The sequence below is a fragment of the Fibrobacter sp. UWEL genome (assembly GCF_900142535.1).
In the GTDB taxonomy this organism is placed as follows: Bacteria; Fibrobacterota; Fibrobacteria; order Fibrobacterales; family Fibrobacteraceae; genus Fibrobacter.
The window spans coordinates 39969-55198 of record NZ_FRBE01000022.1 but is presented as its reverse complement, the minus strand read 5'-3'; the positions used below and the strand labels follow the sequence as shown (position 1 = coordinate 55198).

At 48.5% G+C, this 15230-nt stretch carries 14 protein-coding genes and 1 tRNA gene; 5 read left to right on the top strand and 10 right to left on the bottom strand.

The annotated features are described in order from the left end of the window. The first annotated feature begins 258 nt into the window (after positions 1–258). Both BUB59_RS12560 and BUB59_RS12555 read left to right on the top strand, forming a co-directional pair. Positions 259–837: a type IV toxin-antitoxin system AbiEi family antitoxin domain-containing protein gene (locus BUB59_RS12560; protein WP_073230478.1), complete on the top strand. Its 579-nt coding sequence runs from the start codon at positions 259–261 to the stop codon at positions 835–837. Position 838: 1 nt separating this feature from the next. Further along, complete coding sequence (locus BUB59_RS12555) at positions 839–1711, top strand: nucleotidyl transferase AbiEii/AbiGii toxin family protein (RefSeq protein ID WP_073230476.1); 873 nt, start codon at positions 839–841, stop codon at positions 1709–1711. Here the strand turns inward: BUB59_RS12555 and BUB59_RS12550 are convergent. After that, positions 1701–2444, bottom strand: a complete 744-nt coding sequence (locus BUB59_RS12550) for an amino acid ABC transporter ATP-binding protein (protein ID WP_073230475.1) — start codon at positions 2442–2444, stop codon at positions 1701–1703. The two genes, BUB59_RS12555 and BUB59_RS12550, sit on opposite strands and share 11 nt — an antisense overlap. Positions 2445–2456: 12 nt before the next feature. Then, complete coding sequence (locus BUB59_RS15050; RefSeq protein WP_083540328.1) at positions 2457–4679, bottom strand: ABC transporter permease subunit; 2223 nt, start codon at positions 4677–4679, stop codon at positions 2457–2459. A gap of 119 nt (positions 4680–4798) precedes the next feature. Here BUB59_RS15050 and BUB59_RS12535 point away from each other — a divergent pair, with 119 nt between their 5' ends. After that, entirely contained in the window at positions 4799–5272 is a 474-nt protein-coding gene (locus tag BUB59_RS12535; protein ID WP_073230498.1) for a Smr/MutS family protein, read from the top strand. Between the two features lie 61 nt (positions 5273–5333). Beyond that, a tRNA-Pro gene (locus BUB59_RS12530) sits at positions 5334–5407 on the top strand. 222 nt (positions 5408–5629) lie between these two features. Here BUB59_RS12530 and BUB59_RS12525 read toward each other — a convergent pair. Both BUB59_RS12525 and efp read right to left on the bottom strand, forming a co-directional pair. After that, positions 5630–6034 (bottom strand): RDD family protein, encoded by a 405-nt coding sequence (locus BUB59_RS12525; RefSeq protein WP_073230473.1) that lies wholly within the window; start codon positions 6032–6034, stop codon positions 5630–5632. 149 nt (positions 6035–6183) lie between these two features. Then, positions 6184–6750: an elongation factor P gene (efp, locus tag BUB59_RS12520; protein WP_073230471.1), complete on the bottom strand. Its 567-nt coding sequence runs from the start codon at positions 6748–6750 to the stop codon at positions 6184–6186. 44 nt (positions 6751–6794) lie between these two features. On the opposite strand from efp, the gene BUB59_RS12515 reads away from it, so the two are divergent. Then, entirely contained in the window at positions 6795–7769 is a 975-nt protein-coding gene (locus BUB59_RS12515; protein ID WP_073230469.1) for a KamA family radical SAM protein, read from the top strand. Positions 7770–7874: 105 nt separating this feature from the next. Here BUB59_RS12515 and BUB59_RS12510 read toward each other — a convergent pair whose 3' ends face one another. The 6 genes from BUB59_RS12510 to BUB59_RS12485 form a co-directional block, all read right to left on the bottom strand. Next, positions 7875–8744, bottom strand: a complete 870-nt coding sequence (locus BUB59_RS12510) for an FISUMP domain-containing protein (protein WP_073230466.1) — start codon at positions 8742–8744, stop codon at positions 7875–7877. A gap of 42 nt (positions 8745–8786) precedes the next feature. Continuing rightward, entirely contained in the window at positions 8787–9803 is a 1017-nt protein-coding gene (locus BUB59_RS12505) for a hypothetical protein (RefSeq protein ID WP_073230464.1), read from the bottom strand. A gap of 27 nt (positions 9804–9830) precedes the next feature. Continuing rightward, positions 9831–11207, bottom strand: a complete 1377-nt coding sequence (locus BUB59_RS12500; protein ID WP_073230462.1) for a BamA/TamA family outer membrane protein — start codon at positions 11205–11207, stop codon at positions 9831–9833. Between the two features lie 48 nt (positions 11208–11255). Continuing rightward, entirely contained in the window at positions 11256–14123 is a 2868-nt protein-coding gene (locus BUB59_RS12495) for a hypothetical protein (RefSeq protein ID WP_073230459.1), read from the bottom strand. A gap of 4 nt (positions 14124–14127) precedes the next feature. Next, a complete protein-coding gene (locus tag BUB59_RS12490) occupies positions 14128–14517 on the bottom strand; it encodes a hypothetical protein (protein ID WP_234980050.1) in 390 nt (129 codons plus the stop codon). Positions 14518–14596: 79 nt separating this feature from the next. Further along, entirely contained in the window at positions 14597–15016 is a 420-nt protein-coding gene (locus BUB59_RS12485; protein ID WP_073230454.1) for a roadblock/LC7 domain-containing protein, read from the bottom strand. Positions 15017–15230 lie beyond the last annotated feature (214 nt).

Below are 15230 nucleotides of genomic sequence, written 5' to 3'. Positions count from 1 at the left end.
TGTAGATGTAAAGATAGCCTACGAATGGGAATCGGAATCGAGAGATTCATCTAGCAAGGCTGCCTAAATGCTTCCACACATGTTGATGATGCCTCCTAAAAGAGCTCAATTCTATCCGAGCACACTTGAAATAAAGTGTACAACAGGAAACACTGTATCAAAACTGCAGTTTCAAGTGCCATGATTCACTCAACATCCTTATATTAAAAAATCTACGGCACTTTTGCATTTTTGCCGTAGATTTGTTATATTATAATTATGGCTACATACGACAATAAAAAAATACCCGACAGCCCAACGCTTATCCTTCGAGAATCAGCAAGTGCGTATCAGTACCATCAAGCCCTTCAGAAGGTTAGAACCGGCGAAATGATTCGTCTGCGTCCAGGAATATTTGCTTCCACCGAAACACTAGCAGCAACCATGATTGACATCAATCAAGTTGTGCCAAAAGGCGTCTTGTGTATGTATTCTGCGTGGTTTCATCACAATTTGACAACTCAAATTCCGTCCGCATACAATATCGCAATCGAAAGAAAGCGAAAAGTCGTTCTATCATCACCGATTTCAGTAGAACTGTATTACTGGTCCGAAAAACTATTCGAGTTCGGCATTGAGCAAACAAACATCGAAGGACATTCTGTCCACATCACCGATATAGAAAGATCCGTTTGCGACGCCATCAAGTATCGCAATAAAATCGGTTTGGACCTCAGTTCCGAAATATTTCGCAGTTACCTGCAACGTCCCGATAAAAAGATTTCAAAGCTTTTGGAAACAGCAAAAAAATTGCGCGTCGAAAAAACCGTCAAGTCTTATTTGGAGGTAATCCTATAGTATGGTCAAATTCGTGGACAAATCCATTCGTAATAGACTTCTCGGACTCACAAGAAAAGAGAATCTAAACTACCAGCAAATTCTCATCCGTTTCATCCACGAAAGATTCTTGTACAGGGTATCCATTAGCAAATACGCAACCTCGCTGTACCTAAAAGGCGGTGCACTACTCTTTGCCTACGAAAAATTCGGATCCCGTCCAACCGTAGATATTGATTTTCTTGGAACGCGAATTAAGTCCGACAAAACCGAAGTAAAAAAAGTATTCACAAACATCTGCTCGCAAGTCTGCCAAGAAGACGGGATCACCTTTGATATTCAAAGCATATCCACAGAAGACATCATGGTAAACAAAGAATACAAGGGCGTTCGAGTTCAATTTCTCGCACACCTAGATACCATCGTGCAAAGAATTTCTATTGACCTTGGATTTGGAGATGTTGTCACTCCGGAACCAATCAGAATAACCTATCCAGCATTGTTGTCCAATATTCCCGAAACAAACCTTTTTGCCTATTCTCTAGAAACAGTCCTTGCCGAAAAATTTCACGCAATGGTTGTTTTGGAAAACGCAAACAGCAGAATGAAAGATTTCTTTGACTCCTATCAAATTCTTTCAAATCAAAAAATTGACTCCACAACATTAAAGCAGGCAATCATCAACACGTTTGACAATCGGCAAACAACCGTTCCGCAAGACATCATCGCCTTCACCGATGATTTTGCAAACGACCCTATTCGCAACAGATTTTGGAAGGGTTTTCTCAGAAGAATCAAGTGGAATAAACCTCTTGAATTCCCAGTAGTTGTTCAACTGATTCGCGAGAAAATGCAACCCGTGGTGAGCGAGATTAGCCGTCGCACTACTTCTTAATCGCCGCCAAAAAATCCTTCAAACGCTGATCCTTGGGGTTGTCAAAGATTTCAGCGGGAGTGCCGTCTTCCTTGATGACCTGGTCGGCAAAGAACAGCACGCGGTTAGCCACTTCACGGGCAAAGCCCATTTCGTGAGTCACCACCAGCATGGTCATGCCATCGTTTGCCAAGTCCCTCATGATTTTCAGGACTTCGCCCACCATTTCCGGGTCCAAAGCGCTGGTAGGTTCATCGAACAGGATGGCTTCGGGATTCATGGCGGCGGCGCGGGCAATGGCCACACGCTGCTGCTGACCGCCGGAAAGCTGTGCGGGATAATGGTCGGCACGATCAGCCAAGCCAACTCGTTCCAAAAGTTCCTTGGCGCGTTTTTCACCTTCAGCCTTGCTCAGCAAGCCCAGCTTTACAGGCGCAAACATAATGTTTTCCAGTGCAGTCATATTCTTGAACAGATTAAACTGCTGGAACACCATGCCGACGCGGGCACGAATAGAAGGCTTTGAAACCTTCTTATCCAAAATACTCTTGCCATCCAACAGAATGTCGCCGCTGGTGGGCTTTTCCAGCAAATTCAGCTGACGCAGGAACGTGGACTTACCGCAACCAGAAGGTCCGATAATAGCAACCACGTCACCCTTATGGAACTTCACGTTAATGTCTTTCAGAATCGTCTTGTCGCCGTAGGACTTGCAGAGATTCTTCACTTCAATCATAACTTGTTTTTCACTCATGGCAAATCCTCCTTAGCGTTCGTTCTTCTTCAGTTTCTTTTCCAAGCGAGCAACGCAAGTGGAAAGTCCTGCCACGATGATGAAGTAAACAATGGCCACAGAAATCAACGGGAACATGGCTTCGTAAGTGAGGCTTCGGATAATATCGCCGCCGCGGGTCAAATCAGTCAAACCGATGTAGCCGCAAATCGAAGTTTCCTTAATGAGGGAAATAAATTCGTTAGTCAACGCCGGCAGAGAATTCTTGAAAGCCTGGGGATAAACCACATGAATCATCACCGTCTTAAACTTCAGGCCAAGGCTGCGGCCAGCTTCAATCTGGCCCGGATCCACAGCCTTAATGCCACCGCGAATAATTTCAGAAACGTAAGCGCCGGAGTTAATACCGAAGGCGATGATTGCCACCAGCAGCTTATTGATGTTCACAGAAGAAAAAACGATGTAGTAGATGATCAACAGCTGGACCATCATAGGCGTACCGCGAATCACCGCCAGGTAAGCCTTGCAAATCCAGTTAGCAATTTTGTACTTGCCGTTAAACTCGTGGTTCACACGGACCATGGCCACTAAGAAGCCAATGAGAATACCCAAGAGAGCTGCGCAAAGGGCGATAATCAAAGTATTGCGAAGACCTTCGGCGATGTACTTCCAGCGATTGTCCTTAATGAAATTCTTCTGGAACTTTTCCACGAAAGTTTCCTGATCCGCTTCCTTCATGCCGGTACGGACCAGAATCACCACGCGGTTATCCACCAGCTTATCGGTGAAGTTAATGGACTTCTTGCGTTCTTCGGTGACGGTAAAGCCAGACAAACCAATGTCAGCCTTGCCGGAACTTACTGCGTTAATCACAGCATCAAATTCAATGTCCTGAATTTCCAGCACACGGCCCATCTTGTCGGCCAGGTAGTAAGCCAGTTCAATTTCCAGGCCAGCAATCTTATCACCTTCGTGATATTCGTAGGGCGGGAACTGGGCGTTAGTGGCCAGCACCAACTTCTCCCCTTCCGTCACCTTTTGTGCGTAATGGAAAGAACCGGTTCCATTGATGTAAGTGTTCATCAAAGAATCGAAGGTGCCATTTTCATGCATCTCCTTCAACACCACATTGAAGGTATCCAACAAGCCTTCGCGGCCCTTGGCAATGACACCTGCATAAGTTTCTTCAACGAAAGCTTCATCCAAAACGCGCAGCGTAGGATTCTGCTTTACGAAATAAATAGCCGGCTGGTCATCCAGCAGCACAGCGTCAATCTTGCCCTGCTTGAGAGCCTGGACCGCATCAGCCAACTTGGTGTAACGTTCCACATCAATCTTGTTGGTATCACCACCATATTCGGAAGCATAAATATCGGCAGTATTACCAATCTGAACACCCACCTTCTTCTTGCCAAGATCGCTAACCGCAAAAACCTTGTTATCCAGTTCGCTGGGCTTGATATCGCTGCGAACCATGACCACAACCTTATTGTCCACCAACTTGTCGGTGAAATTAATGGACTTCTTGCGCTCTTCGGTAACGGTAAAACCAGACAAACCAAGATCGGCTTTACCAGAACTTACAGCATTAATCACTGCATCAAATTCAATGTCCTGGATTTCCAGCACGCGGCCCATCTTGTCGGCCAGGTAGTAAGCCAGTTCAATTTCCAAACCGACAATCTTATCGCCTTCGTGGTATTCATAGGGCGGGAACTGAGCGTTGGTAGCCAGCACCAACTTTTCCCCTTCCGTTACCTTCTGAGCATAATGATATTCACCGGTACCATTGATGTAAGTGTTCATCAAGGAATCGAAAATGCCATTGTCGTGCATTTCCTTCAGCACCACATTGAAGGTATCCAGCAAGCCTTCACGGCCCTTGGCAATGACACCTGCATAAGTTTCTTCGACGAAAGCCTCGTCCAGAACGCGAAGCGTAGGATTCTGCTTTACGAAGTAAATGGCCGGCTGGTCATCCAGCAGCACCGCGTCAATCTTGCCCTGCTTGAGAGCCTGGACCGCATCAGCCAACTTGGTGTAGCGTTCCACATCGATCTTGGCAGTATCGCCACCATATTCCGAGGCATAAATATCTGCGGTGTTACCAATCTGAACACCCACCTTCTTCTTGCCCAGGTCACTGACCTTATTGACACGATTTGCCAGCGGATCATTTTCGTTGCAGCCCACCAGGACCATAGCGGAAAGGGCCAGGGCAGCGGCCATCACCATCTTAAAAACATTACGAATCATACGGAGATTCCTAAGAAAAAATACGGATAGAAATATAGGTATATCCACCGTTGAACAAAGCTGGATCCAACCCGTTTTTACTAGATTTGACCCCGCAAATTACAAGCGCAGGCAATGAAATGGAAATGAACGAAGACGAAAAATTCCAGCTGGAATGGATCATGAATCACCGCATGGAAGACAAGGATCTGGCTCGCCAGCAGGCCGAAGAAGCAGAAGCCGCCGCCCGCCCCCAGAACCGCGGTCCCCGCGGCAAGAAAATGCGCCGCAGCCCCTCCAGTTGGGAACTTCCCGTTCCCGAAGATGAAATCGACCTTCACGGATACACCTCCGAAGAAGCCGCAGCTGCAGTAGAACGCCGCATTGACGACCTCCTGATTGCAGGCCTCTCCGTCCTCCGCGTCATCCACGGCGGCGGAAACCCGGAATACGGCAACGTCAAGCACATCATCGACCGCAAAGCCCGCACCGAATGGAGCAACCGCATCACCCTCTACAAAGTAGAGCCCGACAACGCAGGATCCAGCATTATGAAACTAGGAAAACCCGCTCCCAAACTCAATTCCAAAGGCAAACCCAAAGCAAAAAAGTAACTTTTTTGCCCCATACCCCTTTAAAAAGTCCAATACACTATCTATATTTGGACTCACAAAACGGAATATAGCTCAGTCTGGTAGAGCGCTTGCTTCGGGAGCAAGAGGTCGTGAGTTCGAATCTCGCTATTCCGATACGAAAAAGAAAGACCACCCAAAGGGTGGTCTTCTTTTTTCGTGTATTCAGGATAGCGAGATGCAGGAGAACTCACGAAGTGAGTTCGACTGCCAGCAAGCCGAGTGCAGCGCCGGGGAGCTAGCTCACCGGCATTGCCGAGGCGTAGCGGCAGAGGCTACGAAGTAGCCTTATCTCGCGCTGTTCAGTTAGCAAACTAAAAGAAATCCCAATTCCCAGTTCTAAAAATCACAAGGCACTTTCATCTCGACGATTTCCGTCCTAGAAACGTAATCGCCCAAACGCTTTCCCTTGATGATATAGACCAGCATCTCAGGCCAGCCCAAAAGCCAGAAAACGTTGCGCAACACTCGCTGAAGCACACTAGCAGGAAGCTTCGTTCTGGCATCCACCAGTTGCAACCCCATAGCACGCTTCCCGATACTACCCTTCTTAGGCAAATCCCTAACCACCATATAAATCATGGCAACCAGAGCCGCAAGGAACGCATCCACAAACGTCTGATGGGAATCAAGTTTCTGACCAGCCAAAACAGGCTGCATCACCATAAAGTAAAACGGGATATTGTAAATAGCAATCGTTATGACAAAGTCAATAGCAAAAGCCATCACCTTCTTATCTCTCATATTCTCCAACCTTTTTTAAACCCAAAACAAAAATAGTAAAAATACAGACAAAATAAAAGACCCCAGTTCATCACTGAGGTCTTTTATAGACAACTCCCTACGTTTGGGAAAGGAGGGTCTTAGGGAGGGCGAAGCCTTCCCTAGTCTAATTACTTAGCTCTTTCGAGATAAGAACCGTCGCGGGTATCCACGCGGATCTTAGTGTTGTTTTCGATGAACAGCGGAATCATCACCTTAGCGCCAGTTTCAACGGTGCATTCACGGAGAACGTTACCGCTGGTGTTGCCCTGGACAGCCGGAGGAGCGTCGATGATCATGAGGTCAACGAAGGTCGGCGGAATGACTTCGATAGCCTTTCCATCCCACCAGGTCACTTCAACGGTAGCACCGTCAAGGAGCCACATTTCTGCGCCATTCAGGTTTTCCTTAGGAATTTCAACCATTTCCATGGTTTCAGAATCCATGAAGTACCAGTTAGTGCCGTCATTGTAGCTGTAGGTCATTTCGCCATAAGTAACATCGGCTTCTTCAACGGTATCACCGCTCTTCCAAGTACGTTCGAGAGTACGGCCGGTAACCAGGTTCTTAATACGAACGCGGTTGAAAGCCTGGCCCTTACCCGGCTTCACGAACTGGTTTTCAATGATTTCATACGGCTGACCGTCAACCATAATCTTAAGCTTCTTACGGAATTCGTTGGTGCTTACAGTACCCATATTATCCTCTTTTTGGTTTTTATGTTGCTAAATTTAGTAATATAATGGAACAACCCGCTTTTGTATTCACGCAAATTTCTGATTTTTTAGACTATTTAGGCCCCGATTTTGCAACTTTGATTGCAAACAACCCCTATTTGGCCAGCTTGGACCGCGACCCCACGTTCCCTTTCTGCTGTTCCAGGCATTATGCCGACCTGATCAAGAACGCAAAGGAACCCGCCGCCCTCCTGCGTGAAGTCCTCCCCACAAAAGAAGAATACCAGGACGTTCCTGGCTTCGTGGACGACCCTGTAGGAGACCTTCCTGCAGGCAAAAGCGAATGTGTCATCCAGAAATACGACCAGAGAGCCTTGATTGTTACAACGGCCACCTGTGGCGTACGTTGCAGGTTCTGCTTCCGCAGGAACTACCCCTTCCAGAACATCCCCAACGTCGACATCCAGGTGGGCAGCTGGCTGGACACCCACACGGACATCTGGGAAGTCATCCTCTCCGGAGGCGACCCCCTGACCCTGTCCCCCGCAAAGTTCCAGAGCCTTATTGAAGCCATCGGCGACCACTCTTCCATCACCACCCTCAGGATTCACACCCGCTTGCCAGTCATGCGCCCGGACCTGATCCAGCAGCATATGGAACTCCTCCGGGAACTTCCCGCCCGCTTCGATTGCGTGCTGGTAAGCCATGTGGACCATCCCGACGAACTGGACGAAGAAAGCCAGGTCATCTTTGGCCAGCTGAAATTTGCCGGCTGGACCCTTTTGAACCAAAGCGTTCTGCTCAAGGGCGTAAATGAGTCCGCAGGCACCATGGTCCAGTTATGTAGAAAACTGTTCGAACAGGGCGTCCTCCCCTATTACCTCCACCAGCTGGATCACGCCAAGGGTGTGGCTCATTACGAAATCAGCGACCCGCAGGCCAAGGCCCTCGTCGCTGAAATTCGCACAAAGCTTCCCGGCTATCTCGTTCCAACACTAGTTCGTGAAATCGCCGGGGAAAAAAGTAAGACCCCGGTGTAGATAATAGACGAGAGAACACCCGCCTTCGGCGGGTTACAGACGAGAGACGAAAGAGGCATGAGGTCGGAGGCTACGCCTCCTAGGGGTTTTAATTCGCTAAAAGTTTCAGTTCTTAACGCAGCGGACCGAGAATCCGTATTCAGCGTCATGGTTTTCAATAACCAAGGACCCGCTCTTAATCATCAAGCAAGATCCATCGGCCGCCCAGAAATTCGTTTCATCCCCGACGCCATAGAAAGAACTACTAGAATATTTCTTTGTGCCAGCAGGATAGGCAGAGAAGCCATAGCTTCCAGAAGATTCAACACCGGACCAGCCTGTAGCAGAAATCAAATAGGGCACAACCTCGCTCCATTTGTCCAACTTCTGCGCTTCTTGAATCAAGTCAACCAGTTCTTCCCATTCCGTTTTGGAAGGCAGGTGCCAGCCCACAGGACAGCCATTTTTCGCATCCGCAAAAGTATACAGGCGACCATACTTTTCACACATGGACTTATCATTTTCATAACACCAACTACCTTCACCTGCGTAATTCAGATTTTCAGCCATCCAGGTTCGCTCCCCCAATCGAACTACACCATACTTGCTTCCATCTCTGGAATCAATCAGCTTACCATCTTCAATCACGCTGGGAGCAACCACCGGATCCTTCTTGTCAAACCACAAAGTATCACTTTCACAAACCAAGGTGTAAGTCTTCCCATCTAGAATCTGGAAAGAACAACCAGAGTCCGCCTCAACCACAATAACAGAGTCCCGAATGACAACCGTATCCTTTTCATAGGCGAACGTCATGCGAACCCAGGCATTTTCATCACAGAAGAAAACCGCAGCGGAGTCCACCACATAAACGGTCTCACCGAACATCTCCGGAGTACACTTTCCTAGTTTCTCACCGGCATCCAGTTTACCCACCGTCTGGTTACGTTCCGTGATGTAGGTAATTTCATCACCAGAGCAAGCCATTAGAATCATGGCACAAAAAGATAATGCGAGAAGATGTTTCATATACATTCCTTACTTTCCTAAAAATACGGTGGTCACTTCCACAGAGTCCTCAACGCCGTTGATATCCGTGTAGATTGCGGTCCAGGTAATGGTGGTATCGGATTCCAGCGGTTCATCCAGCCAATTCCACAAACGATTTTTATACGTCACAAGCTTAAGAGGATAGGTCTGAGGGCAGCTAAAACACATCTTTTCCGCCAGATAATACCCGTATACAGTATCCACCTCAGCCTTATTAATCACAAGGACCGTATCCACGTTGTGCGACGCCTCAGGATACCCCACAGCGTAAGCCCATTCAGGCAAATCATCACTTGAGATGGAATAACCTTCCGAATAAAACAGTCTTCCAAAATCCAGGGTATCCTTCGTATCCAGAGTATCAAAGGCAGCACGTAAATCTTCCACAGAAAACTTCGGTACTTTGGTGTAAGGAATGAAGTTGGACGGATGTCCCTTTCCATAGTTAATGGAATTGATCTGCTTATAAGTTGCATTCTTGATGACCTGATAAACAGAATCCACGAAAATCGTATCCATAACATGTATGCATCTATCGTAGCGGCTACCATCCGATTTTACCGTAGTGGTGCATCGTTCATCCCGAACCGGCCAAGGATAACGAACAACAGACACCGTTTCTTCAACCTGTTGTTCAGAAGCCATTTGGTAAACGACTATCGTCGGTGTCACATAATAAGGGGCCTCAACAGTGCATTCAAAATAATTCTTCTGAATGTCACAATCCGCATTTTCAGATTTTACAGTGACGGTATCATATAATTCTTTACCCCGCTGGAAAATAAAGCTTGTATAGGAAACCGTATCCACATAGCGAGTCTTATAAACCGTATCCCGATAAACACGAACCTCCCCCACATTCACATAAAGAACGCCATCCTCAACAAACGTATCCGGAAAAATGACATTCTCCCGAAGGGGGGCTGCAGCCACACTCTCCTCATCAGAGCAGGCAACAAACAAAAAGCCAGCGCAAAGCCCCACCCAAAACAAAAACAACTTCATGAGTCCTCCTAATCTAACAACAAGATACTAAAACAGCGTCTTCACGCCAATCCCTATAATACCGTCTAAGTAGTTCTCGCCATTCCTGAGTGCGTAATAGAAATTCACACTCCAATTGCTGCGATACTGAGTGAAGGCAAGTCCATACTCATGCTCTTCCTTCCATCCGTGATCATCATCCAACTCCCGATACAATCCCGGCTGATAAAAAGCCTCAATACTCAAGTTGTAACCATCCTGCCACAAGAGCGCAAATTCAGAAAAACCATAAGCACGAGTCCTGAGGAATCGATAATCCATTCCCTTGAAATCATCCATACCGCCCAACGCAAAATAGTCGGAACGATCCAGAACCGCATCCGTAGCAAACAAGCCCCCTGCCTGTCCACCTGCACGAACAATCCAGTTCTTGTACAGAGGAACATACTTGACCAAGCTAGCTTTCAAGCGCAAGTAATTATCCAGAGAATCGGGACGCGCCATATTCCATACCGCAGACGCCTCCAAACGCATACCAGAACGAGGCAAGGAGAAACGATCCAGGGAAACGTAAGACACCTCCAGAGAAGACGTTTTTTCCTTATCCCCCACGCCCACAAAAACTCCAATCGAAAAGTCAAAACCAATATCACGAGTAACGCCGATTTCTCCATAAGCGTCCCGAGTGGAGGAGTCATCGTCAAAATACCCGCGGGCAACCAAGTTCCACTGCGTCCCGAAAATCCAAGGTTCCTTATAGGAACCTTCCAAACGTCGGGAATCCTCGGAAGTAAATCCCTCTACCTGCAGGTCCCTCGCAGTCCCCATTATATTCATGAGGGACACGTCAATTGAACCTTCCCACGTCCCGCTTTCGCTAGAATAAGTCAGCAGGGCTTCCGCTTCGGAAACAGCCGCCCCACGCATACTGAACGCAGGAATAATCCTGTTACGCGCAGGATCGCGGAACATTACCGCAGGAGCAGTCTTCTGGAAGTATCCCAAACGAGCAAGACGATTTTCCGCACGTTCCATATCCAGAGGCCGCACAAGATCTCCCGCAGGCAATCCCGCCAGCTTGCTAAATACATCCGGTCTCGTTCCCGAAGAATCCAGGTTCACACTTTCCGCCCAGACAAACGCAGAACCCCGACGAAGTTCAACCGTCAAAACACCAGCGCTATCCACATTCCCTAAAACGATTGCAGAAATAAACCCCTGATTTTCATAATCAGTCACAATCTTATCTGCTGTAACTTTCCAGGATTCGCAGGGCAACCCCATAACAAAAGCCATCTGGGTTTCATCCGCATCCGTACGCTCACCCGTCCAGACAATACGCTGAATGCGGCAACCTTCGGAGGCGAAGGCTACTCCAGCAAAAGCCAGCAGCAACAACGTATATGTCAAAACCAATCTTTTCATTTGTTCACTAGATTCTTCGGCTTCGCTCAGAATGACGCGGACTTATTTTTAAAAACTTGCTCTTGCCTCCATGCTGAGCTTCTGGAAAATATTTTCCTCGGCATCGCCAAATCTCAAAATATACCGTCCACCCATAGAGAAATAATCATTCACCGTCAGCGAAACACTCAATTCTAATCGATAAGTTCGGCCATCGCTATAGCCATCCATCACCTGATATGGCACGGTCCCTCCGTAAGTATCCGCCTGAATGACGGAGAAGACTGCATAGGCATCCGCTTTTTTCAAGCGTTTATACCCCAATCGCAAAGAACCTTCCCACAATTCACCTTCAAAATCGTCACCACTTTCATCCTCGCCGGAACCCGTGCGGTAGCGGCCCGCAGGCTGCACATAAAAACTCTGGAGGAAATCCATTCGGTACTTCAATGAACCATCATACACCCGCCAATCCCACTGGCTTAAAGCGGACAGTTCCTCATCCTGAATCAGGAACGAGCCACTTACCAGATGGTCCGTACCAAAGGGGACGCCACCTTCCAGAAAGTGACTGAAAATGGTTTCGTAATAGGAAATGGAAGACAACTTCTTGTCCAGTTCAACGCCAGGCTTGTAGGAAAGATTGGCGCCCATGGGATGTTCCCATTCCAGCAAGCCTTCCATGGAGATCATCCCCGACGTCAGGCGGTCCAGTTTAGACTTTGTTACCGGCGGGAAGAACAACTTCTTACCCGTGGTGTCATTTGCTTCTCCATTCCAGGAACCACCAATAGTAATATCCCTCAGGATACCGTTCTTGACGCCCAGAAAACGTCCCGGATTCCAGCGCAATTCCAATTCGAAGGAAACATCACTGGAAAGTACCGCCCCAACGGAATCGTTACGTCCAAGACCTTCGTAAACGAAGTCTCCATTGTCCACGCCTTCGATGTACGTGCCTGTCAAGCTATCATAACGCACATCACCAGTACCAGGCGCCACCGCCTTATACACCGCCGTATAAACCTGTTCTTCCGTCAGGCCCACCTTATAGGAAGTATTTCCCCACAGGCCTAAGTCCTCATTTCCAAACTGTGCATCCAGATTACCCGCCCAGTTGTTTTCCTTGCCGGACTGATTTTCTTCAATCTGGTCAAATTGCAGCAAGTGATTTACGGTAACGAAATCATTGCGATAGGAAACTTCCTGAAGCCACGTTGATGCTCGCAAAGAGTCTTCCCAATCCTTGCCGTAAGATTCCCCCTTACGTCGAGCCATGCGACCGCCAACGGATTCCTTCACTTCACCATTCTCGAAATAAAGCCCAAAGCCGCCGGCACTTTTTCCATAAACGACTTTATCCACATCATTGATTTCTGTATAGCGGCCATCCATACTTCCAAAGGGCCTGAATATTCCCTGAAGGAATTCACTACTCAACAAAGCCTGATAACGTTCCTTGGAATCTTCCTGCTGGCTCGCCACACGAACCAAACTGAATTGACTTGCCACATCCGAATTGCGGTGAGTCAAACCAAATGAAGTTCTAGACGAATTCCAGGATTCATCCTCATTGCGACGATAGCCCCACGTTGCAGAGCCCAGCAAATTTTTTCCCAGACGGAAACGGAAACCCAATTCATCAAACAGCAAGTCTTCATCCAGTGAAGAACTATCCTTAAGAGACAAGTCCCATTGGTCCCGTAAGTGATAGGAATTCCATCCCGAATAAGAACCTTGGAACTTGGAGATGTCAAAGCCTTTCTGAATGCGGCTGCCGCCCACATCCAAAGCCAGAGGGAACGTTTTCAAATAGCTGGAAGAGTCCGAGGTCACAAGCCATCGCAGGGCAAGTCCCTCCGGCCCTTTCACCTCATGGGAAACCGTGTTGGTGTCTTCACGATTGAAAGCGAATTCCACATCCGCATAAAAGCGATGGTCCAGCTGGGTACGGATTCTGGCGCCGCCACGATCAGTTCTTCTGGGGCGTGCAAGTACACCTAAGCTATCGTCACGAACAAATTCTTCCCCGCGATCCGCCTTCAGCATCTTGTAGTCATCATCCGTCCAGACACCCCGCTTTAGGCGATCCACATCATTTTCCAATCGAAAGCCAGACACGTCCAGCCACAAGTTTTCATGACGGTAATGACCTTGGGCTCCGTAAAGAGTATAGATGTTTTCATCTTCGTAGGCGTCAAACTCAATGCGGATTTCATCTTCCGCAGTCAGCATGAAACTGCCCGTAAAGTCCAGCAGACCGCCGGCATAATTCATCCGGTAGTCTTTCTCTCGGGAAAGTTTCCTTCCGTTCAGCCACACGGTTTCAGACTGCGGCACCACCTGGATATAACTTCCGGAGCCATCCATGGAGTAGCCTTCACGTTGGCCGCTGACTCCGTTAAACACCTTGGTAAAATGTTCCACCTCGTCGGTACCGAAAACACCGCTGGCTTCACCAGTCCCACCTAGAAGACTTCCTCGCACACCCGCCATGGCCCCTAAGGAACTGCGGTCCAGAGAATACAGGCTTAAAGATTCATCCTTCCAGGTCAAGTCCCCCAGATGCAAGAATCCAAAAGGCGCATTCACACGAAAGTAAATCTGGTCCACCTCACGTAAGGTGGATGTCGTCTGGTCTCCCGCCTTACGCCCCACATCAGAGAGAAGCGCTTCAACGTAAACGCTATCCGTAAGACGTCCCATAATAGACAGGCGCAGTTCCTGGTCCACCTGGGTTCCACCGTCACCCACCGTAATTTCCATGGTCTTGTAGCCGTGCGTTTCAAGTGAGTCCGTCCGTCGAGACGAATCCTCAATCACAGGCTTAGACTCCTTACTGTCTAGAACAGAAGGATCCCATACCGGTATTGTCTGGATATTCCTTGCAGAGGCTGTAAGCGCAAGAAGCCCCCCGAGGACCACTGCAAGTTTCATGGCCTTACCTCAGGGAAGGCGTTACTTTAAACTGCCTGGTTGCAAGGAGTTTGTGGCCCGCCACGAAGTCTACACTCCATTCCCCTTCCTTCATCAGCTTTGGGGTAATAATGGTGTAGCAAGATTCTCCCGAAAGATGGCAGGGAGCTTTCAAGACCGTATCCGCCCCATTAAACCAGACATGGAGCAAGGTGTCCTCGTCGGAAATGGCGGCTCTGGAAACTGTGGTGTAGAAATAAATTTTGCTATCGACGTCAAAGACACTGTCCACGCCAAAGGGACTGCCGTTCACAATATGGCTGCACACATCGCCCTGGGCTACAATCAGCTCGGACTCTGCGGAATCCTGAATGGTTGCGTCATCCATGCAGAGCACCACAATACGGTGGATCAAAAATCCTAAAAAGACGGCAATCACAAGGATTGTCGTCTTCCGCAAATTTCGAAGCGGTTGAACCTTTGTCACAAAGAGCCTATCGGACTAAGCGACTAGTATTCTGGGTAAATGCGGGGACTGCATCCACCAGCTTTTCCACCAACAGGCGGTTGAAGTCGTCGATGCGGTTCGGCAGGCGGTTGCCCGGGAAAATCTGGACCAACAGCAGGGCCTGGTCCACCGGAGCAATGTAGATGGAACGGTTGTCACCTGCGTAGGAAACAGAGTTAAAGTTTTCGCCACCCAGCATAAGACCCACCTGACGGGCGGAGTCAAAGGAGGCCGTGCTCAACACAGCCAGAGGAGTAGCGTCCAAGCCAAGGGAGCCAACTTCGGCGATGATAGAACCGTCGCGATGGCAAAGCACGATGTATTCGGCCTTAACGCTTGCCTGGTAAGCAGACATCAGGCGGCGGACTTTGTCCGCATCATCTGTATAAATGGTAAAATCACTCACGATGCAGCCTCCTTAGCGGTTATTTCTTCTTGGGAACGTACGGACGCAATTCGATTTCGTCGTCGGCAGCTTCGTTGGCAGGTTTTGCCACGTCACGGCCAAAAGTCGGCATACGGGGCGGAATTGCAGTAGCAGCCTTGGGTCGACCGAAGGGGGAAGACGTAGCTCCCTTCTGGAAGAGACCTGCACCGGCAGACTGGGGCTGAGCAGGAGC